Source organism: Microbulbifer maximicatervae (SeqCode) (assembly GCF_052467825.1).
On sequence record NZ_CP174327.1, the window covers coordinates 3013946 to 3032571 of the forward strand.

Consider the following 18626-nt stretch of genomic DNA (forward strand, 5'->3'; position numbering starts at 1 on the left):
GCAACGACCAAATCCGGTTGAGCCACCATATATTTAACAGGGAACTGCGGTTATGGAGGTGGGGTTTGGTATCAGTAAAAAGTGCCAAATGGTCACAGAGAGTCACGACAAACAGCCATGCGCTGGACCTTGAAGCCGGTGTATTTAGCCTGGATGATCCAAAAGCGATAGCCAAATCCCTGAAGAGTGCAGCTGAGGCCAGTCAGCAGCGCAAATCAGAGCCTTTCCATTCAGCCATGTCTATGCTCACTTTTTATATCAATCGTGCGGGCCACCATTTACCTGCGCGCAGGCGCAGAATCCTGGAGGCCGCGAAAAATGAATTGCGTGAGCTTTATGGGCGTTCACGCCGGCATTGAGCCGGCGCAGGGTAGAGGCGATGAAGTCTTTTAGGGGGCTAGGCAGGGCAGGCAGCGTACGTAGAGTCCGCGCGGGTCGCGGAAGCTCTGCAGTTCGCCGATTGGTGCCAAAACCGGTTGTAAGCTGTTTAACCAGGCGCCGAGTGGCAGGTTTGCCTCAAGGCTGGCGGCGATACGTGCATCCACATTATCGCTCAGGGCGCGCAGGAATCTTTCGCCGGGAGTCAGCTCGCGCTGGATCTCTATTACATCGTATTCTTCGATCTCAGCAAGCTGTGCGGCGTCGGCAATGGCGTCGTTGAGATTGCCCAGATCGTCTACAAGCCCCAGGTTTTTAGCCGCGCGCCCGGTCCAGACCTGGCCCTGGGCAATTTTGTGCACTTCCTTGGGAGTGCTGCCACGGGACTCGGCCACAATTCTCAGGAACCTGGCGTAGGTATTATCCACCCCCTGTTGCAGGATGCTGGCGGCTGCCTCGGGTAGGGCACGATCCAACCGCATGCTGCCGGCCAGGTCTGAAGTGCCCACACCATCGGTATAAATACCCAGTGCCTCGAGGGAATCCTCAAAGGTCGGGAAGGCACCAAATACGCCAATGGAGCCTGTCAGGGTTGCGGGAGAGGCCCAGATTCGATCGCCGCCGGTAGCAATCCAGTAGCCACCAGATGCGGCCAGACTGCCCATGGAGATAACGACAGGGATATCGGCTTCGCGGGTGGCGAGTAACTCCTGTCGAATTGCTTCTGACGCGAAGGCGGAGCCGCCGCCACTGTCAATGCGCAGAACCAGTGCATCAACTTCTTTTTTGCGCGCCTGTGCGATTAGTTCACCCAGGCTTTCGCTGCCGATCCTGCCGGCGGGAGCGCGGCCATCGACAATAGAACCGCTTGCCGTGATTAAGGCAATCTTATTGGGTTCTTTCTTGGCGGCGACTTCGCTGAGCTTTTGGCTGCGTAAATAGGTGAGGGCATCGATGGCCTTATAACTGCGTTCATCGTTCTCATCTTCACCAATGGTTTTGCGTAGCTCTTGAACAGCCAAGTTGCGGTTGGCGAGTTGGTCGACCAGTTTATTGGCCAGAGCAGTACGTGCCCAGTCGCCCTCATGCTGCTGCAGTTTCTGGGGTAGCTCGTCGATAAATAGATCGATGCTTTCAGTTGGCAGGTTGCGAAGGCCGGTCACCTGTTCGGTGTATTCACTCCAGAGTTCATGCAGCCAGCGCTGGTTATTCTCACGAGAAGCCGGAGACATGTCGTCGCGAGTATAGGGTTCGATAAAATCCTTGTAGTCGCCAACGCGGAACACGTGGAAATTGACTTTGAGCTTTTCAAGGGCGCTTTTATAGTAATTCCGATAGACGCCAAAGCCGGTGAGCATCACGGAACCCATTGGATTCAGGTACACCTTGTCGGCGTGGCTGGCGAGGAAATATTGCGCCTGGGTGTAGTTATCACCCACCGCGTAAATGGGCTTGTCGGCAGCCTTGAAGCGCTGCAGGGCTGCGCCAATCTCGTCGAGCTTGCTGAGACTGCCGCCGACCATATTGTCGAGCTCCAGCACCAGTGCGGAAATGCGTTTGTCCTGTGCGGCTTTGTCGATAGAGTCGACAAGATCCTTAACCCTGATTTCCGCTGGCCCCTGGGAGCCGCCGAAGAAAATCGGTAATCCGCTGGGCTGGCTGAGTTCATCTACCAGAAATCCACTCGGAGCCACGCGCAGGGCCGCGCCTTGTGGGACTACCAGCTGTTCGTCCTTGCCAAAAATTGCGATACCCAGGAATACCAGTATTAACAGGAACACCAGGTTGGTAAACACTCGCCTCAGCCAGGTAATTGAGCCGCCAATGGCACCAAAAAAGCTGCGGAACAGTCCTTTCTCATTGGATGAATCAGTCAAACCTCAAAACTCCTTAGTGCGCTGAGGGGCAAGCGTTGTCTATTTATCAGTTACAAAATCATTAGCAATGTGAGTAGTGCCGGTGGCTATTGCATGCGATGCCAGCGGCTGCTCATCATTGATGAAAAGAATAGGATAAGGCTAAGGACTACCAGTACGCCATCCTGCCAGCCGCGTGTAGGCATCATTACGTCGACAATACTGGCAGTGATATACAGCAAAAGAATAAAACAGAGCCACAGATAGCTGCGATAGTGCTGCTTTAGTAACCCAGGTAGTACCAACAGCAGTGGTATGGTCTGCAAGCACCACAGGAACAATGAGCCGCCTTCGAGGAATAGATTCCAGACGACAAACAGTACGAGCATGCCGATATAACAAATCCAGTTAATTCGCAGCGCTATCTTGAGCTTGCGCTGTACAGAATCGTTCACACTTTATCCTCTAGTTGTCGCCGTTATGCGAATTATCCAGCGTCTGTGCCAGGCTGCCGACTCGTTTGCCCAGTGCCCGGCACAGGGTTACTTCGTCATCGGAAAGCGATGTGGCGTGTTCACCGGACCAGTGTGAGGCACCATAAGGTGTGCCGCCAGTGCGGGTGCGCATTAAGGCGGCTTCGGAGTATGGGATGCCGGCGATTAACATGCCGTGGTGCAGCAGGGGCAGCATCATGGATACCAAGGTAGTTTCCTGACCACCGTGAAGACTGCCAGTGGCGGTAAATACCGCAGCCGGCTTACCGGTAAGGCTGCCATCGAGCCAAATATCACTGGTTTGGTCAAGGAAATAGCGCAGCGGAGAGGCCATGTTGCCAAAGCGGGTGGGGCTGCCCATCAGTAAACCGGAGCAATTGCGCAGGTCCTCGATTGTACAGTAGGGGGCACCTTCGGTGGGTACCGGCGGCTCGCTGGCTTCAGTGTCTGGGGATACGCCGGGTACGGTGCGCAGGCGAGCGGTAATCCCGCTGGCCTCTACGCCGCGAGCCAGTTCGGTGGCCATGCGCGCCGTAGCACCGGTGCGGCTGTAGTAGAGGATGAGGACATAGCCTTCGTTGTCCCGATCCATCAGATCAGCCCCAGTACATTTTCAGGGGGCCGTCCTATCACTGCTTTGTCGCCTTTTATAACGATCGGGCGTTGGATCAAAATAGGGTTTTGAGCCATTGCGTCAATTAACTGGGATTCGGCCAGATCTTTGTCTTTCAGGTTTAACTGCTTATAGGGTTCTTCACCAGTGCGCAACAACTGTCGTGCATCAATATCCAGTTTGTGCAGCAACTTCTGAATATCCTCGGCAGAAGGTGGGGTTTGTAGATAGAGAACCACCTCCGGTTCAATACCGTTATCCTGCAATAGCTGTAGGGTTTGGCGGGATTTTGAGCAGCGGGGGTTGTGGTAAATCGTCCACATTGTGGCGGCATCCTGTTACTGTTTGGCGTATTCTAACCGAAGAATGTTGCGGAGTTCTAAGGCGCTTCTGAATAATTCCCCCAACGCCCTGCGGGGTTTTCGGGAGCTCCTTGGCTATTTGGGGCAGTAATACTGCGGCCTGGGCGAGATGTTCAGGCATAGAGAGATCACAATGAGAAGCACCGTAAAGGATTGGGGAAACCACTGGCTGCGCTTTGCGACGTCACTGTGGAAACTGTTTGATGAAAAGGATTGTCGGCAACGCGCGGCTGCTCTCACTTACCTGACACTGTTTGGCATAGTTCCCCTAGTGACGGTGAGCTACGCCATGTTGTCACTGTTTCCCGACTTTGCCGGCTTGCAGAGTAGGTTACAGGATCAACTGTTCACCCACTTTTTGCCTCAGAGTGGGCGCGAGATCCAAAAATATATCAGCAGTTTTTCCGAACAGGCACAGCGTTTGACTGGCGTTGGTATCGCGATGCTGATCATTACTGCGGGCTTGACCCTTCGCGGTATCGAGGGGACCTTTAACTCTATCTGGGACGTCCAAAAAGGCCGCAGCGGCGTTTCGAGTTTTCTTTTGTACTGGGCGATATTGAGTCTCGGTCCAATCCTATTAGGGGCGGGACTGGCGACAAGTACTTTTGTCTTTTCTCAAAAATTTTTCTTGGGTGGGGCTGATTCCTTTGAAGTAACTTCGTTGTTATTCAGGATTCTGCCGTTTGTTTTCAGCTCCATAGTTTTTACCCTACTGTTCATCGCTGTGCCCAATTGCTATGTCCCGTTGCGCCACGGAATAGAGGGGGGGATCATAATCTCGATTGTTTTCGAGGTTATGAAGTACTTATTCGGCTTGTTGGTAGCGCGGAGTTCGGTCCAGGCAATCTACGGGGCATTCGCTGTTGTTCCCCTGTTCCTGCTTTGGATTTATCTGATGTGGATACTGGTATTGGCCGGCTGTGTGTTGGTGCGCACACTATCGGTTTATCAAGCTGCGACCCAAGAGCGGGAGCATTCTGACCTGGTTGCCCTCCTTATTGTTCTCTGGCAGATGTATAAGAAATGCGCGAAGGGGAGGCCTCTGAAGGAGCGAGATATTTCCCGTATGGGAATCAAGTTTGTTCAGTGGCGAAGGTTGCGGAATATCCTTCAGGCTAATCGTATGGTGACCCAGACTGATCGCAATGATTATGTTTTGCTGAGGGACCTGAATACGGTGTCCCTGGTTGAATTGGCAGGTTGGCTGAGTTCGGATTGGATGCCCAGTGGAATTCCTGCGAGTCTGGATGGATTGCCCTGGTATGGAGAGGTAGAGCAACGCTTTGCCAATGCCAGAGAGTCAACCCGGGAGCAATTAGGTATCACTGTTGGAGAGTTGTTCCTGGAGGCCGAGCAAAAGGAAGCTGAAGATAAGCCCCTTGAGCTGGGCCACGACGGCGGGACTGATGATAAGCAAACAAACTCTGAAAGCGGGGGAGAAAGTGGGCCTGATGAAAATAGTCAAAGTGAAGATGGCAAGAGCAGCAGCGGTCACCTTTCTTTTGTTGGTATGCGGAATAAGCGCCTGCGCTAAAGACGATAAATCGCTTCTAGCCATTGATGGGGAAGAGTTGGATGTATCGGGTAAGGTTTTGCTGGTTAACTATTGGGCAGAGTGGTGTAAGCCCTGTCGAGAGGAGATCCCGGTCCTTAACCAACTGGCCGACGGTAACAACAATGTCGTTGTTGTTGGGGTGAACTTCGACAATTTACCGATTGCGGAAATACAAAAACAGGCGGATAAGTTGGGTATTACTTTTCCCGTTCTAGTGGCCGAACCGCAAGGGCGCTGGGGGCAGGAGAAGCCGGAGGTGCTGCCTTCTACGTTCATTATTGGTACCGATGGTCGCTGGCATAAAACATTGGTTGGGCCGCAGGATAGAGACGACTTCATTTCGGCTCTCAATCTATAGCGAGTACTAATGGAGTGCTGGTAAAAGCCGGCGGGGTAACAGTGGATTATTAGAAGCTCCCAAACTTTATAAAACTATAACTAACACATCTATAGGCTTGTGGCGGATCGCTGATAGCATGCCGCCACTTTCCCCTTTCGTTCCGGGTGGGACCCAGACCTTATGCATATCAGTTCATTTGCTTTCCTGCTTCTATTTATTGTTTTTATATACGGACTTTTTCGCTGGCAGCGAGGCCGTGACTCCCTCGCACCAGCAGTGCTGGCAGGCCTTATTCTTGGGGTTATCTTTGGAGGCACCCTGCAACTGTCTCGCGGATGGGGGGCTGCACCCGCAGAGGTGATACCTTGGGTAGAGATGATAGGGGACAGTTACGTAAATCTATTGTATTTACTCGTGATGCCCCTGGTGCTGACTTCCATATTAGTGGCGGTAGTTAAAGTCAGCCATACCCAGGCGCTGGGCAAAATCAGTATTTCAGTCCTGGGGGTGCTATTGGGAACAACGGCGGTGGCCGCTTTAATTGGCGTGGCTATGGCCGAGCTATTTGGTTTGTCGGCTGCGGGATTGGTTGAGGGTTCCCGGGAAGCTGCGCGAGTGGAAGTGCTGAATGAGCGCATTGGCAAGGTCACAGACCTTTCCATTCCTGAGATTATTACCTCTTTTGTGCCGCGCAATATTTTTCTGGACCTGACCGGGGCTCGCTCTACTTCTGTTATAGCGGTGGTTATATTCGCGGTGCTTTTAGGATTGGCAGCCTTGGCGGTTCGCCGTGAATTTCCCGAAGAGGGCGCAGCGATTGAGCGCTTCGTTCATGTGGCTCAAGTCTGGGTTATGAAGCTGGTGCGACTAGTGATGGCTTTTACCCCTTACGGCGTGATGGCTTTGGTTACGGGCCTGATCGCTAAATCCAGTATGGGGGATATTCTTAACTTATTGAGTTTTGTGCTGGCCTCCTTTACGGCTATTGGTTTGATGTTCCTGGTGCACGGTCTGCTGCTACTGATTAATGGTATCAATCCGCTGCACTATTTCACCAAGGTATGGCCGGTGCTGGTCTTTGCCTTTAGCTCCCGCTCCAGTGCTGCAACTATTCCCCTGAATGTCGAGACTCAGGTGGACCAGCTGCGTACGTCTCCAGCAATTGCCAATTTCTCTGCATCTTTCGGTGCGACTATTGGGCAAAACGGCTGCGCCGGCATTTATCCGGCCATGTTGGCAGTGATGGTGGCAGTCCCCATGGGGATCAATGTATGGGACCCGGTATGGATTGCTACTTTAGTGGCGGTTGTAATGATCAGTTCTTTCGGTATAGCGGGCGTTGGTGGTGGGGCTACCTTTGCAGCCTTAGTGGTATTGCCGGCGATGGGGTTGCCAGTCACTATCGCGGCTCTGCTGATTTCTGTTGAACCTCTGATTGATATGGCGCGAACCGCGCTGAATGTTAACGGCGCTATGACCGCTGGCACCCTGACACAACGCTGGCTCGGGGATGAAGTGCCCGGCCCGGAAGTTGTAGAGGGTTGAACAGAGAATGGTACTTTGTGCACCGATTATTTTTGTCTTCTTATTTCGCTGATTTTTCATAGGAGTCCTGTCAACCAGCTCCAGTGCCTGACGTTATAGTCAGTGCTGTTAATGCATTGAGTTTTTTGTTCACGGAACTGGAGCAACTTATGAATAAACTGATAGGACTGTCAGTACTGGCGCTTAGCCTTGGTTTTCCCCTCTCGCTGCAAGCTGAAAGTAGTGAGGATGATGGACATGATCGCGGCGACCGTATTGAAAATCGTCTCGATCGAAAGGGGGATCGCATTGAAGAGCGCCTCGATGATAAAGGTGATCGTATTAATGAGCGCTTGGACCAGCGGTCTGAGCAGGCTGCGGCTAATGGGAGAGATAAATTAGCTGCACATTTAGATAAAAAAGGTGATCGTATCGATAGGCGCCTGGATAACAAAGGTGAGAAAATAAACGAGCGCCTCGATAAAAAAGGCGAACGAATAGATAATAGATACGATCGGAAGAACGAACGCGGCGAGCGGACAAAAAAGCACCATCGTAGATCCCGTGACAACAATAACGATTAGTGATTGTTGGTTGTAGCAGGCATTATCTAGTGGGTTGCGGCAAACTAAGGAGCCTCTGAATAATTCCGTGATATTTCTATAGTCTTGGAAGACTGCAGTCGCTAGGCGCAGCCTGCTGATAAAGGCCTTAGTCCTTTGCAAGAGCTATGCAGTAGCTGGGGCCTTCTAAGTCTGTCCTACGGGGATTTCAGAGTGGTTCATACTCTGTGCTGCGACTTCTCAAAAGGTTTAAACACTCCTGTGAAGCCGCGCCTAGACTGTGAGCTGCCCTGACAGCCAAAGAAATATCACGGAATTATTTAGAGGCTCCGCAATAGCCGTAGAAGGATTGCATCCTCGTCAAGGGACCTCAATCGGCTTTTATGGATCAGTTTCTCGCTTCAGTTGAAAAGCGGGCATTCACTATGGCGAAATATGCTGTAGGGGACCGTGATGATGCGCTGGATATAGTTCAGGACTCTATGCTTGCACTCGTCAAAAGCTATAGCTGCCGAGACAGTGCGGAGTGGCGCCCATTATTTTTTACCATTCTTAATAACCGCATAACCGATTGGCATCGTCGCAAGAAAAACCTGTCCCGGTGGCAGCTGTTGAAAGATAAACTTCCTATTAATAGCGAAGGCGATGAATGGGATCTGAGTGAATTTCCCGACCCCAACGGCCGCAGCCCGGATAGTGTCCTAATTGGTGAACGTACGATTGATGCCATTGACCGCGCCATTGAAAAGTTACCTCTGCGTCAACAGCAGGCTTTTTTGTTGCGCTGCGTTGAAGGCTTTAATGTCAGTGAGACAGCAGGGGCTATGGCTTGTAGCGAGGGAAGTGTGAAGACTCACCTCTCTCGAGCATTGCGCAGCCTGCGGGTTCATTTGGAGGCGATGGAATGAGTAATTTAGAAAACAATTCATCGACTAACGAGAAGCGTATACTCGGAGCGGCCAGTGCCGCTGTTATACGTAGAGAGAGATCGCTCGATACGGAAACCCTGGCTGAGTTGCGGCGAATCCGCTCCGCAGCGCAAGATCAAAATAATAAAAAACGGTACTTTTCACTCAATACCTTGTATCCATACCTTCCAGTTGCAGCGGCTTCTGCCGCAGTGCTATTTCTTGCTCTATGGTGGCCCAGTTCTGTTATCAATAATGAAAGTCGTACAGAGCTGCTAGTGAGTGGTGATTGGCTGCTGGATGAAGATATGGATATCGAGATGATTGAGGATATGGAGTTTTATCAGTGGTTGGCGGAGGAGTTGGATGGGCACTCTTCGTAGTGTTTTATTCATCATATCTATGTGTGCGCTCGTATTTCCAGGTACTACCGAGGCGGAGGAAGCTGAGCCTCTGCCGGAGGAATTCCTGTTATTCCTGGAAGAGTGGGTCGATGAACAAGGTGATGTCGTTATCCCTGAAGATCCCGAGTTGGTTCAAGGTCCCGGGCAAACCCAAGAAGGCACCAAAAGCAAAGATATATGGCTGGGGGACAGTCATGATTAAAACCCTGGTCGCAACTTGTTTGATGGCAGCCTCACTGCTTTGGGCTGGTATGGCGTGGTCGGTGGAGTGGAAAAGCCTAAGTGATAGTGATCGCAAGCTGTTACAGGGCATGGAAGAGCGCTGGCCCAACATGTCTGATAGCCAGCAGGAGAGGTTGTTGCGGGGTGCGCGTCGATGGAACTCAATGAGCCCTGGGCAGCGTGACAATGCTCGGCAGCGCTATGAAAAATGGCAGTCTTTGCCCCAGGAACGCCGTAATCAGCTGCGGGAATCTTATCGACAGTACCGTGCCCTGCCGGAAGGCAGGCGTGAGAGTATCCGTGAGGCCCGTGAGAGATATCGGCAGATGTCCCCCGAACAGAGAGAGCAAGTGCGCGAGCGCTGGCGGGAAGCTAGGGGCGATAGGAGTGAACCGCAAAGGCCCAGAGGTGATAGGGCTCGGGGAGAGCGAGCGCAAGGGGATAGACTCAGGGAAGATGGGCCTAGGAGGGACAGGTCCGATGAAAATAGACCTAGAGGAAACCGGCACAGAGAAGACCGGGCGAGAGGAGATAGGCCCAGAAGGGAGCACGAAAGGGGGAGAAGGCACCAGGATTCTCGGCCTAGGCGTGATCGAGAGTCCAGTGACCGACGAGAGGGTGATGAGGAGACTGATAGTTCATCTGGGGCTCCTGAATAGTGCCCTGCCATTCAAATTCCAATCCTGAGAGGCTGGCTTATCGTTTTACCTCGCTGCTACGCTGGTACGACAGTGTAATTCAGCGTCTATTCAGATCATCTTAAGTAATCTGGCTCCCGTTGATGACTAGCGGGAGATATATCGTGCAACTATACAAACAGCTAATCGCGGGTGCGGCAGTTGCGGCACTGGTGGGTCTAAGTTCTACTGCCAGCGCGGGCCCCCGAGGCTATGCTGCGGGTGGCTATGATTATGCGCGAGTTACCGAGGTTACTCCCGTCTACACCGATGTTCAGGTTGTTACACCGACGACTCAGTGTCGCGATGAACAGGTTGCCTATCGCGAGCCGACTTCCCCGGCAGGTACTGTAGTGGGTGGACTTATAGGTGCTGCAATCGGCAATAACTTAGGCGATCACGGCCACCGTGGACGCTACGGTTATCATCGCAGTCACAATCGTGGCGGCGCCACAATCGCAGGGGCTTTGGTGGGCGCCCTGGTAGGTAACCAGATCAGCCGTGCCAATGCTCCAGTCCACTATGCAACAGAGTCCCGTTGCCATGTTGTAGATGAATACTCTACAAGAAGGGAATTAGTCGGATACGATGTCCGCTATCGGTATAATGGGCAAGTTTACTTGACTCGCACTGACCATCATCCGGGCGATAGAATCCGGGTCCATGTCGACGTCTCACCGGCTCTTTGAGCCCGGTTGAGGGCGGCAGGGAGTTTATAAAGGGTGGAAAATTGGATATCCACAGGAGCCGCACCGTGAAACTGAATCGTACCTTACTTGGCTTTATTGCTTTTACCGCTGTGTTTTTGCCGGCGCTCTGCAGTGCCACGGTACACAGCTACCCCGCTTATGAGCGGGAGAGTTTCCAGCCCCACTTTCTTCGTGTTCAAGGGGGAGAAATCTCAAGGGATCGGGCTGCTTCAATCGTAAAACAACGCTTTGGTGGAAAAATTCTCGCCATTTCTGAGACCAAAAAACAGGGGCGAGCCGTGTATCGGGTGAAGGGACTGTCGGCCAAAAGCCAGGTTTATGTGGTGTTTGTCGATAAACAGAGCGGCCGTATATCCCGATAGCAGAATAATTGCGAGCCGCAATAAGGTAATTACTATGCGCGCACTATTAGTTGAAGATGAAGCATTACTGCGGCAGCAGCTGGCAGAGTCCCTGCGCATGGCCGGGTACACCGTTGACGAAGCCCCCGATGGAGAAGAGGCACTTTATCTGGGGAGGGAATATCCCTACGACGTTGCAGTAATGGACCTGGGTTTACCCAAAATTGATGGTATCCAGGTTATTGAAACACTGCGCCGTGAAGAGAAGCATTTTCCTATCTTGATTTTAACGGCTCGGGGACACTGGCAGGAAAGGGTCTCCGGCCTGGAAGCTGGTGGGGACGATTACCTGGTAAAACCCTTCCATACTGAAGAACTGCTCGCACGGTTGAATGCCCTGGTGCGCCGTTCCGCAGGTTTCTCATCGCCGACGATTAAAGCCGGACCTATCGTTCTGGATACCAGTGCGCAACGGGTTAGTGTGGATGAAGTTGAATTGGACCTGACTTCGTTTGAGTACAAGGTACTTGAATACCTGATGCTACATCCGGATGAGGTAGTGTCAAAAACCACCCTGACAGAACATATCTATGAACAGGACTGTGACCGGGACAGCAATGTGATAGAGGTGTTTATTGGACGCCTGCGGAAAAAAATTGATGCGGCAGCCAAGCTTAAGCCTATCGAGACTCTGCGCGGGCGCGGCTATCGCTTTGTGATTCCGCAGTGAGATCCATCAATTTCCCCCTGCTTTCCTATATTCTGGGTTCCTTAAAGGGGCGTCTGGCCCTGGTTACCAGTCTTGTGCTGGTCGGCTTTATTCTTCTTATCTCTGGAGTCCTCGAGCACGCCTATCGCACCTCCCTGAATGAAGCCAAGCAGCGGGAGCTGCAGGTCTACATTTACACCCTGCTGGCGGTTGCTGAGCCGGAAGGTAAAACCCTGATTCTGCCCCCGAGTTTGCCCGAGCAACGCTTCAACCAGCCTGATTCCGGCTTGGTGGGCGCTGTTATTGATCGGGAGGGTGAGATTATCTGGCGTTCGGAGTCAGCCCTGGCAATGCCGCAGCTGGAGTTCTATCCGCTTTCCCAGGGGCAGCAGTCCTATTCGCAGGTATCGGTTCCGGGAGAAGAGGGAAGTTATAGCAGTTTCCGCCAAGGGGTTGCCTGGGGGCTGGAAGATGAAAATTTGTTTACCTTTGCAGTGCTCGAGGATGCGGCCCCGCTACAGGCCCAAGTGGGGCAGTTTCGCTCAACCATGTGGCACTGGTTGGGGTTGGGAGCATTGTTATTAATCCTTGCACAGTGGTTGGTTCTGCGCTGGGGGTTTGCCCCGCTGACAGCCCTGGCTAATGCGCTTCAGGAAATGCAGCGTGGGGGTGCTGATCGATTGGAGGGTAATTTTCCGCGGGAGCTGCGCCCACTGACAGATAACTTAAATCTGTTGATTGAAAATGAGCGCCGCCAGAGAGAAAAAACCCGGCATACATTAGCTGACCTGGCCCACAGCCTGAAGACGCCATTAGCGGTATTGAAAGGTCTTAAATTTTCTGGAGATTCAACAACCGCCGGCAAGACGCTAACGGATCAGGTGCAGCGGATGGACAGTATTATCAGTTATCAACTGCAGCGGGCAGTAACCAGTTCGCCGAAATCCATTATAAGGGGGACACCGGTCGCGCCACTGCTCCATAAAATACTGGATGCGCTTGAAAAGGTGTATCGCAGTAAGCCGTGTGATGTCGAAAGTTCCTGTGCTGAAAACACCCTGTTTTATGGTGACGAAGGTGACCTGATGGAAGTCCTGGGTAACTTGCTGGATAACGCTTATAAATATGGTGACGGGAAATTATCGGTTGCCGTTGAGAATATGGAAGATACTCGCAAACTGTCTATTCGGGTTAAAGACAATGGCCCAGGGCTGGACAGTGAGAAATGGCAAGCGGTTACCCAGCGGGGCGTTCGTGCCGATGAACAGCAACCTGGGCAGGGTATTGGACTTGCCGTGGTAGTGGATATTGTTGAGAGCTATGAAGGGCAAATAAATGCAGTCCCTCTTCCTGAGGCAGGTACGGAAATTACGGTACAACTGTAATTTCCGTTTTGCTCGACAAGTCGTTTAACTAGAACCAATTTTCCTGCATGTCGAAAGGAACGCTATTGCCTGATTTCAGCAGTGCGATAGCTGTCTCTGTTTTTGGCAGCTCCCATTCAAAATAGTATTTCGCAGTGTGTAATTTACCCTGGTAAAAACCCTGAGCTTCACTGTTAGGATTTTTTTCCAGTGCTTTTTCTGCGATAACTGCCTGCTGTAGCCACAACCAGGCGACTACGGTACAGCCAAATAAATCCAAGTATAGGGTGGCATTACCCAGGCCGCGATCCACATCTTCCTGAAGCTGGGAGAATAATGCAAAACTTGTCTCATCCAACTTTTCCAGGGCTTCTTCCAGCATTTTGGCCATAGATTCGAGCTTAGGTTTATCCCTGGCCTGCATAATCGTATTGCGGATCTCTGCCTGTAACAGTTGGTAGCCAGCAAGATTTTTTGACGGTACTTTCCGGGCCAGTAAATCCAGGGCATGGATGCCTTCTGTACCTTCGTGAATTGCGTTAAGGCGATTGTCTCGATATAACTGCTCTACCGGATATTCACGAATATAACCCGCTCCCCCCAAAACCTGAATCGCCAATTCATTAGCTTTTAGGCAGTACTTGGAGGGCCAGGATTTTACTACGGGAGTTAGCAGATCGAGCAGTGTTGCAGCACTGTTGCGCTGCTCTTCTGTAGGGGCTGTATGCTCATCCTCGTAAAGTGAGGTGGCATAAACACTCAAGCTTAAGCCACCTTCAGCATAGGCTTTTTGCATCAGTAGCATACGGCGAACATCGGCATGCTGGACGATAGGGACCTGTTTGGATTCAGGATCTCGGTTAGAGGGCATACGCCCCTGCGGGCGGCCTTTGGCGTACTCAAGGGAGTAAGTGTACCCCTGGTATCCAAGTACAGAAGCGCCAGCTCCCACACTGATACGGGCTTCATTCATCATTTGGAACATATACTTCAGGCCCTGGTGGGGTTCACCGATCAGGTAGCCTACAGCGCCACTGTCCTCACCAAAGCTCAATACCGTTGATGTGGTATTGCGGTAGCCCATTTTATGTAGCAGGCCTGCGAGTTTTACATCATTGCGTTTTACTGGTTTCCCCTGCTCGTCCAGAAGGAATTTGGGAACCAGAAAAAGCGATATTCCCTTCACACCTGCGGGTGCGCCTTTAATTTTTGCCAGAACCAGGTGAACGATATTCTCAGTGAGGTTTTGATCGCCACCAGAAATATACATTTTCTGCCCATGAATGCGGTAGCTGCCGTCTTCTTCTGGTAGGGCGCTAGTGCGAATGTCTGACAGCGCGGAGCCCTGATCCGGTTCAGTTAGTGCCATAGTCCCGGCAAAACGCCCGTCCAACATTTGTGGAAGGAATTGCTTTTTAAGCGACTCGCTGGCGAAAGTCCGTACCAGATTGGCCGCGCCTATGGTCAAGAACGGGTAGCTAGCACTGGCAACGTTTGCTGCAGCCATGTAAGCGAGTGCTGTGCGCAGAATAACCTCTGGCAATTGCAGCCCGCCTTCCTCAGCATCACAGTGAGCGGCAAGAAATCCTGCAGAGGCAAAAGCATCCCAGGACTGTTTGGTTTCTTCGATAACGCTGACGTTTTCACCATCAAAGCTCGGTTCAATCTCATCGCCTTTGGCGTTGTGATTAGCGAAAAATTTTTCTGCAATGGTGTGTGCAGTATTCAGTGTTGCATCAAAAATTTCACGGGAATGCTCACTGTACCGAGGGCGATTGATTAGGGCCTCGGTATCTAAAAATTCGTAAAGCAAAAAATCGATTTCACGCTCGTTGAGCAGCTGATGGGCCATGTTTACCTCTTACATTATTCTTTTTGGGTAATCCGTTTAATTTCCAGGTAGTTTTCCATTGAATATTTTTATGCTGGAACACTACGATTCAAGTGTATATGTAAACGTGGAGAGGGTGCACTGGGCAATGACTGATTCTATGAATAGACTTGGCGATTATTAGAGTGCTTTTACTGGGATATTCTTTGAAATACTGGTGCTGCGTCTGCAACGGGCTTTGGTACCACCTTGCGCCACAGCTGGGAGGATAGTTCAGCTGGGCTTTGTCGGCACCCGGAAGCAATCCAGTTGCCCAGTGATTGAGCCACATCAGGCCAAACTATCCGAAGTGGAGGGGGGCAGTTGGTTAGCCACTTGTCGATCGTATGGGCATTTATCTGTTTTACGATTGTGGCCAGTTTGAGCTGATCGAGCGCTTTGGCATTGGCTTCCTGCTCAAATTGATTGGCGAGAGGCCTACTGAGAATGGGTTTTCCCAGAGCCAGGGTTTCAGCCAATAATTCAAATCCGCTATTACAGATTACTGCTTTAGAGGTTGCCAGATCCTTCTGAAAGCCATTAATTGAGGGGGCCTTAACTTGAATATTACTAGAGGTAGGTAAATTGTGGGGTATACCGTAGACGATAAACCGATAGGGCAGCCTGGAAAGTTCGTCCAGCATCGGAATAGGCTGTTCGAAAGGCAAGTAAACTAGAATATGTTCACCCAATTCTTGGGAGAGTCCAGGTTTCTGAGGGACGATTGGCGGTAGTATTGGGTTGCCGAAGTGGTGCCAATGCAAACCGATACTCTCTTGTGTTGGGGCAAATGACTTTAGTACTGTGCGGGATGCCCACTTATTGCGAGGTGCAGGGATCGGGAATTCAAAGGCGTATTGATGGCCGATACCGATGCTGCGTTTTTTCTTAAATTTCGCTGCCCAGGCCGTAACAGGTTCATAGTCACTGATAATTAAATCAAAATTATTAACCGGCAGTGTTCTTATATCCTTGATGAATCTTACTGCATTGATGTTTCGTAGTGTTGCGAAACTATTCAAGCGGCCGTGACTGTGGATAAAAGTCATTCCCTCCCGCCACCAATAGTCTCCAAAAGAAGACATCTCAAATAAGCTTTCTCTTGGACGGCCTGAAAATAACCACTGGACCTCGAGATTTGGATACTTTTCGAATTGCTTAGCCAGCGCACGGGAGCGACTGATGTGCCCATTACCCGTGGATTGAACGCCGTAAAGTATCTTCATAAAAAGGCAGCACTCACAATTAAACTGACACTGGTCCCCAAAATAGCGCCGGCACAAATATCAGACGGGAAATGAACTCCCAGGCCAACCCTGGCGGCTCCGACACCGGTGGCCCAGATATAACCGAAGCTCCACATAGGGCTCACCTGTATAGACATCGCGGTTATAAATAGGAAGGCGCATGAGGTGTGGCCCGACGGTAAGCTGAAACGATCGTGCGCCACAATTACGGGACGCATGCCCGGGATTGCTTGGGGCGGGCGAAGTCGTCGTGTCGTGTTTTTTATCCCCCAGTACAATCCGCGTTCCAAGGCAACTGCGGTACATGCCAAGTACAGCAGTTGAATGGCTGAATTGAGCCATACATAGGTGAATAAAAGTGCCCCGGCTGCCCACCCATCCCCAGATTTAGATAGCCACAGATAGCGCCGGCGAGAGCTGGGGCGTGATGCCCGCTCAACCATATACAGCACTATGGACACATCAAAACTCTTTAGATTCATCGGTAAGCCTCGCATGCCGACAAGTTACAAATCGATTATTGCACGGACTTGACCGATTTATGTCGCAATAATGAAATCTTGACCAGGCGGGAAGAATAGAATGAAAGAGCTTATTTCAAAGGCTGAAAGATCCAACGAATAGTTGGCGCAAAATTATTCCAAATTAAAATTATAAGTAATTCGATTAATAAACACTGGGGGTTTTCGGGGTCAGTTGTAAGCTGATAGTACACCTGAGTACCAGCAAGTTAGACAAAAGATTGAGTTGGATTGGGTGCAGATATAACTGGAGAAAGTTGCTTATCTTATTGGAAAAAATAATAGACAGATAAAGTGACTTTGGAGGAAGCATGGCCCCTCCAAAATTAATTATATTTCAGTCAGGTCAGGCAGCTATGTCAAATGCCTGGACTAATTCAAAGCGTGGAGATTTAACGCCATTTTTAGAAACTGTTTCATTAAATGTTCTTTGGGGTCGCACCCAGACACCATAGCTTCCATAAAGGGCTCGGTACACAACCATAACTTCTTCGGATTCACTATGTTTTGCGGTATGTAAAACCTCGTACAGATTTCCTTTGTAGTGACGATATATGCCGCGTTGCATGGGTACCTCTAACTTACGTGGTGGGGGGCAAGCTGTAGCTGTTGGATGCGATTCCCGTGAAGTACAGCAGTGCCTGAATAGCGATGTTCGCCTGTAGAAGTAAACTCAAACTTGTAACTGCGGTGAAGGCTGAAAAACCCCCTCTTATCCTTTTTGATTCGAGTACGAACCAAAAGCACGGTGTCGTCTAACAGTTGGACACCGAGCTGTCGGCAGTGATCAGAAGCGGCTCGCCGGACGTGCTCTTTAGCGGCCATACTGGCCCAGATATACCAAAGAACCACAAAGAACAGGGAAAGCCACAGTATGTCGCTGAGAGTGTAATACATTGCTATACAGTTGCTATGATCGCTTTCCCGCAAGAATACCATTTAAGGAGCGCCAATGTCCGGCACGATTTTAATTACTGGCTGCAATCGCGGAATTGGGCTTGAGTTGTGTGCCCAGTTTGCCGAAATTGGCTGGAAGGTCCTGGCTTGTTGTCGGGAACCGAAGAAAGCTGCTGAGCTCGCGGTGTTGCAAGAGCACTACCCCTCGATACAGTTGATTCGCCTAGATGTGACCGACTACGAACAGATGATCTCTCTAGGTAAGGCCTTTCAAGGAGAGCCGATAGACATATTGCTCAACAATGCAGGTTACTACGGGCCGAAGGGCGTGGGATTTGGCGCTGTTGACCGCGCAGAGTGGCGTCGAGTTTTAGAGTCCAACACTATCGCCCCCTACATGATGGCAGAAACTTTTTGTGACAATGTTGCGGCCAGTGAGCACAAGCTAATCGCGGTGATGAGCAGCAAGGTTGGGAGTATCGCTGATAATCGCTCTGGCGGGGGATATATCTACCGAACTTCAAAGACAGCCGTAAACCAGGTCGTCAAAAGCTTATCTATCGATTTAGAGCCGAGAGGAATCACGGTTCTCGCTTTGCATCCCGGGTGGGTAAAAACGGCTATGGGCGGTCCCGGAGCACTGATTTCTGCTGAGGAAAGTGTCGGCGGACTAAAAAAGCTGCTTTTATCAGCAACGCCAGCAAAAACGGGTCGATTTTATAACTATGACGGGACAGAAATTCCCTGGTAACGCTTGTAATGGGCTGTGACAAAACTCCTCTGAGAATCTAATAGAATGCAGCTCCCACACTCTGCCGGCCTGAATACGAGGTCGCTTGAGTAGCCTTGATCAGTCGAATTTATGCATTTCAACTTTTTTGCATATGGCCGGCGGGTGAGTCTGTTTTGTGTGCTTCGTGCTACTGCCTGCTGATTGCAAGATTGGGCAAGAATACGGAAGAAGTTTTCTATCCCCCAGAGTGGGAACTATCTGAAAATAGCTTCATATCAAGGAATGGTTCTGATAGATCCTTTCAGAGTGTTGGCGGGTTTTACGTTTTAGGCAAG

At 50.9% G+C, this 18626-nt stretch carries 23 protein-coding genes; 14 read left to right on the forward strand and 9 right to left on the reverse strand.

The features are described from left to right. Positions 1–65 precede the first annotated feature (65 nt). Entirely contained in the window at positions 66–359 is a 294-nt protein-coding gene (locus ACJJII_RS13370; RefSeq protein WP_444916542.1) for a DUF3175 domain-containing protein, read from the forward strand. A gap of 30 nt (positions 360–389) precedes the next feature. On the opposite strand, the gene sppA is transcribed toward ACJJII_RS13370, so the two are convergent. From sppA to arsC, 4 genes are all read right to left on the reverse strand, one after another. After that, the gene (sppA, locus tag ACJJII_RS13375; protein WP_413664961.1) at positions 390–2255 is read right to left on the reverse strand and encodes a signal peptide peptidase SppA; all 1866 of its coding nucleotides are present in this window, start codon (positions 2253–2255) and stop codon (positions 390–392) included. An 86-nt stretch (positions 2256–2341) separates the two neighbouring features. Then, complete coding sequence (locus tag ACJJII_RS13380) at positions 2342–2689, reverse strand: DUF2069 domain-containing protein (protein WP_413664962.1); 348 nt, start codon at positions 2687–2689, stop codon at positions 2342–2344. A gap of 10 nt (positions 2690–2699) precedes the next feature. After that, positions 2700–3320, reverse strand: coding sequence for an NAD(P)H:quinone oxidoreductase (gene wrbA, locus ACJJII_RS13385; RefSeq protein ID WP_444898064.1), 621 nt, complete (start codon positions 3318–3320; stop codon positions 2700–2702). Then, a complete protein-coding gene (gene arsC, locus ACJJII_RS13390) occupies positions 3320–3664 on the reverse strand; it encodes an arsenate reductase (glutaredoxin) (protein WP_444916543.1) in 345 nt (114 codons plus the stop codon). The genes wrbA and arsC overlap by 1 nt, the downstream gene beginning before the upstream one ends. Before the next feature lie 172 nt (positions 3665–3836). Here arsC and ACJJII_RS13395 point away from each other — a divergent pair, with 172 nt between their 5' ends. The 12 genes from ACJJII_RS13395 to ACJJII_RS13450 all read left to right on the forward strand — a co-directional run bounded on the left by ACJJII_RS13395 (position 3837) and on the right by ACJJII_RS13450 (position 13044). After that, positions 3837–5240, forward strand: coding sequence for a YihY family inner membrane protein (locus tag ACJJII_RS13395; protein WP_444905921.1), 1404 nt, complete (start codon positions 3837–3839; stop codon positions 5238–5240). Next, positions 5179–5619 (forward strand): TlpA family protein disulfide reductase, encoded by a 441-nt coding sequence (locus tag ACJJII_RS13400; protein ID WP_444905920.1) that lies wholly within the window; start codon positions 5179–5181, stop codon positions 5617–5619. The genes ACJJII_RS13395 and ACJJII_RS13400 overlap by 62 nt, the downstream gene beginning before the upstream one ends. A 162-nt stretch (positions 5620–5781) precedes the next feature. Next, positions 5782–7146, forward strand: a complete 1365-nt coding sequence (locus tag ACJJII_RS13405) for an L-cystine transporter (protein ID WP_413664966.1) — start codon at positions 5782–5784, stop codon at positions 7144–7146. A 149-nt stretch (positions 7147–7295) separates the two neighbouring features. Next, positions 7296–7709 carry a hypothetical protein gene (locus ACJJII_RS13410; RefSeq protein ID WP_413664967.1) on the forward strand — a complete coding sequence of 138 codons (414 nt, stop codon included), beginning with the start codon at positions 7296–7298 and terminating at the stop codon, positions 7707–7709. Positions 7710–8071: 362 nt separating this feature from the next. Next, entirely contained in the window at positions 8072–8596 is a 525-nt protein-coding gene (locus tag ACJJII_RS13415; RefSeq protein ID WP_444898061.1) for an RNA polymerase sigma factor, read from the forward strand. Continuing rightward, positions 8593–8979, forward strand: a complete 387-nt coding sequence (locus ACJJII_RS13420; RefSeq protein ID WP_444916544.1) for a hypothetical protein — start codon at positions 8593–8595, stop codon at positions 8977–8979. Before ACJJII_RS13415 ends, ACJJII_RS13420 begins: the two co-directional genes overlap by 4 nt. Further along, positions 8963–9202 carry a hypothetical protein gene (locus tag ACJJII_RS13425; RefSeq protein WP_444898060.1) on the forward strand — a complete coding sequence of 80 codons (240 nt, stop codon included), beginning with the start codon at positions 8963–8965 and terminating at the stop codon, positions 9200–9202. The genes ACJJII_RS13420 and ACJJII_RS13425 overlap by 17 nt, the downstream gene beginning before the upstream one ends. Then, positions 9195–9881 (forward strand): DUF3106 domain-containing protein, encoded by a 687-nt coding sequence (locus tag ACJJII_RS13430; protein WP_444916545.1) that lies wholly within the window; start codon positions 9195–9197, stop codon positions 9879–9881. The genes ACJJII_RS13425 and ACJJII_RS13430 overlap by 8 nt, the downstream gene beginning before the upstream one ends. A 143-nt stretch (positions 9882–10024) precedes the next feature. After that, positions 10025–10588, forward strand: a complete 564-nt coding sequence (locus tag ACJJII_RS13435) for a glycine zipper 2TM domain-containing protein (RefSeq protein ID WP_413664972.1) — start codon at positions 10025–10027, stop codon at positions 10586–10588. Positions 10589–10653: 65 nt separating this feature from the next. Then, on the forward strand, positions 10654–10971 hold the full coding sequence (locus tag ACJJII_RS13440; protein ID WP_282931896.1) for a PepSY domain-containing protein: 318 nt from the start codon (positions 10654–10656) through the stop codon (positions 10969–10971). A 34-nt stretch (positions 10972–11005) separates the two neighbouring features. Further along, positions 11006–11680 (forward strand): response regulator transcription factor, encoded by a 675-nt coding sequence (locus tag ACJJII_RS13445; protein WP_444905914.1) that lies wholly within the window; start codon positions 11006–11008, stop codon positions 11678–11680. Further along, the gene (locus ACJJII_RS13450; protein ID WP_444916547.1) at positions 11677–13044 is read left to right on the forward strand and encodes an ATP-binding protein; all 1368 of its coding nucleotides are present in this window, start codon (positions 11677–11679) and stop codon (positions 13042–13044) included. The genes ACJJII_RS13445 and ACJJII_RS13450 overlap by 4 nt, the downstream gene beginning before the upstream one ends. A gap of 28 nt (positions 13045–13072) precedes the next feature. Here ACJJII_RS13450 and ACJJII_RS13455 read toward each other — a convergent pair whose 3' ends face one another. From ACJJII_RS13455 to ACJJII_RS13475, 5 genes are all read right to left on the reverse strand, one after another. Beyond that, a complete protein-coding gene (locus ACJJII_RS13455) occupies positions 13073–14875 on the reverse strand; it encodes an acyl-CoA dehydrogenase (RefSeq protein ID WP_444898056.1) in 1803 nt (600 codons plus the stop codon). Positions 14876–15045: 170 nt separating this feature from the next. After that, positions 15046–16119, reverse strand: a complete 1074-nt coding sequence (locus ACJJII_RS13460) for an MJ1255/VC2487 family glycosyltransferase (protein WP_444916549.1) — start codon at positions 16117–16119, stop codon at positions 15046–15048. Beyond that, positions 16116–16601, reverse strand: a complete 486-nt coding sequence (locus ACJJII_RS13465) for a phosphatase PAP2 family protein (protein ID WP_444912523.1) — start codon at positions 16599–16601, stop codon at positions 16116–16118. The genes ACJJII_RS13460 and ACJJII_RS13465 overlap by 4 nt, the downstream gene beginning before the upstream one ends. 406 nt (positions 16602–17007) lie before the next feature. Further along, positions 17008–17229: a DUF1653 domain-containing protein gene (locus tag ACJJII_RS13470; protein WP_444916550.1), complete on the reverse strand. Its 222-nt coding sequence runs from the start codon at positions 17227–17229 to the stop codon at positions 17008–17010. Between the two features lie 8 nt (positions 17230–17237). Beyond that, positions 17238–17558: a DUF3301 domain-containing protein gene (locus tag ACJJII_RS13475; protein WP_444915977.1), complete on the reverse strand. Its 321-nt coding sequence runs from the start codon at positions 17556–17558 to the stop codon at positions 17238–17240. 55 nt (positions 17559–17613) lie between these two features. On the opposite strand from ACJJII_RS13475, the gene ACJJII_RS13480 reads away from it, so the two are divergent. After that, the gene (locus tag ACJJII_RS13480) at positions 17614–18309 is read left to right on the forward strand and encodes an SDR family oxidoreductase (RefSeq protein WP_444898051.1); all 696 of its coding nucleotides are present in this window, start codon (positions 17614–17616) and stop codon (positions 18307–18309) included. Positions 18310–18626 lie beyond the last annotated feature (317 nt).

Coding starts and splice junctions, on each gene's coding strand:
- ACJJII_RS13445 (WP_444905914.1), top strand. CDS start 11,006: ATGCGCGCACTATTAGTTGAAGATGAAGCATTACTGCGGCAGCAGCTG.
- ACJJII_RS13460 (WP_444916549.1), bottom strand. CDS start 16,119: ATGAAGATACTTTACGGCGTTCAATCCACGGGTAATGGGCACATCAGT.
- ACJJII_RS13475 (WP_444915977.1), bottom strand. CDS start 17,558: ATGTATTACACTCTCAGCGACATACTGTGGCTTTCCCTGTTCTTTGTG.
- wrbA (WP_444898064.1), bottom strand. CDS start 3,320: ATGGATCGGGACAACGAAGGCTATGTCCTCATCCTCTACTACAGCCGC.
- arsC (WP_444916543.1), bottom strand. CDS start 3,664: ATGTGGACGATTTACCACAACCCCCGCTGCTCAAAATCCCGCCAAACC.
- ACJJII_RS13400 (WP_444905920.1), top strand. CDS start 5,179: ATGGCAAGAGCAGCAGCGGTCACCTTTCTTTTGTTGGTATGCGGAATA.
- ACJJII_RS13455 (WP_444898056.1), bottom strand. CDS start 14,875: ATGGCCCATCAGCTGCTCAACGAGCGTGAAATCGATTTTTTGCTTTAC.
- ACJJII_RS13480 (WP_444898051.1), top strand. CDS start 17,614: ATGTCCGGCACGATTTTAATTACTGGCTGCAATCGCGGAATTGGGCTT.
- ACJJII_RS13420 (WP_444916544.1), top strand. CDS start 8,593: ATGAGTAATTTAGAAAACAATTCATCGACTAACGAGAAGCGTATACTC.
- ACJJII_RS13410 (WP_413664967.1), top strand. CDS start 7,296: ATGAATAAACTGATAGGACTGTCAGTACTGGCGCTTAGCCTTGGTTTT.
- ACJJII_RS13395 (WP_444905921.1), top strand. CDS start 3,837: ATGAGAAGCACCGTAAAGGATTGGGGAAACCACTGGCTGCGCTTTGCG.
- ACJJII_RS13470 (WP_444916550.1), bottom strand. CDS start 17,229: ATGCAACGCGGCATATATCGTCACTACAAAGGAAATCTGTACGAGGTT.
- ACJJII_RS13415 (WP_444898061.1), top strand. CDS start 8,072: ATGGATCAGTTTCTCGCTTCAGTTGAAAAGCGGGCATTCACTATGGCG.
- ACJJII_RS13430 (WP_444916545.1), top strand. CDS start 9,195: ATGATTAAAACCCTGGTCGCAACTTGTTTGATGGCAGCCTCACTGCTT.
- ACJJII_RS13405 (WP_413664966.1), top strand. CDS start 5,782: ATGCATATCAGTTCATTTGCTTTCCTGCTTCTATTTATTGTTTTTATA.
- ACJJII_RS13425 (WP_444898060.1), top strand. CDS start 8,963: ATGGGCACTCTTCGTAGTGTTTTATTCATCATATCTATGTGTGCGCTC.